The 741-nt window shown below is 60.9% G+C and carries 1 protein-coding gene; it reads right to left on the minus strand.

The genetic code is table 11. The annotated features are described in order from the left end of the window. Positions 1–4: 4 nt before the first annotated feature. Positions 5–691: a VanW family protein gene (locus NW819_RS05460; RefSeq protein ID WP_414413134.1), complete on the minus strand. Its 687-nt coding sequence runs from the start codon at positions 689–691 to the stop codon at positions 5–7. Positions 692–741 lie beyond the last annotated feature (50 nt).

Here is a 741-nt window from a genome sequence, read left to right on the forward strand (position 1 = left end):
GAGGCTAGGGAGCAACGACATAGCGATCTTGGGAGAGGCGCTCGTTACCCCGATACACGCTCACCTGCAAATGCTGGGGATCCAGCCGGTGCCCCTCTACACGGATGGGTGGGATCCTCAGGGAGTGGCGGGATCCCCGTCCCAGCACGGACACAATCAGGTTTTGGCCGCGGATCTGAACTCGTAGGCGCACCGGCCAGGGGAAAGGGTTGCGCAGCTTGAGGTCGGCCAAGCCGTACCAAACGGTGGCATCTAAGCCAGGGGGCACCGACTCTACCTGCCGGTAATGGGGGTGCCTCTCCACCACCTCCAGCCCTGCCAACAGAGCGGCATTGTAAAGGCTAGAGGACACCTGACAGATTCCTCCCCCAACCGAATCCAGGGTTTCGGCCACCATAAACACCGGCGCGGGCACATAGCCTCGTTCCAGGCTGCGCGGCCCCACCACTTGGTTGAAGGAAAAAATCACTTCTGCCTGTTCCCGTGAGCGTGCTGCAGGCATGATGTAAACCCCATCCAGGCTTTGGGCGGCTCGGCGAATGTTGTGGAGTTGAGAAGGAGTGCGCTCCTGCAAAGAAGTAACGTATTGGCTTAGGGTTGTTGGCGTGGGATCCGTCCACCACAAGGCCAGAAGGGCCAGTAGCGCCCCCACCAGCACAGCCAACCTCCGCAGGCCAACCCTTCCTCTCACCTCACACCTTGCCCGTCAGAAGGGGTTTCAAGGACTCCGTCCGAGTAGCG

The sequence above is a fragment of the Synechococcus sp. R8-2 genome (assembly GCF_047461715.1).
Taxonomy (GTDB): Bacteria; Cyanobacteriota; Cyanobacteriia; order Thermostichales; family Thermostichaceae; genus Thermostichus.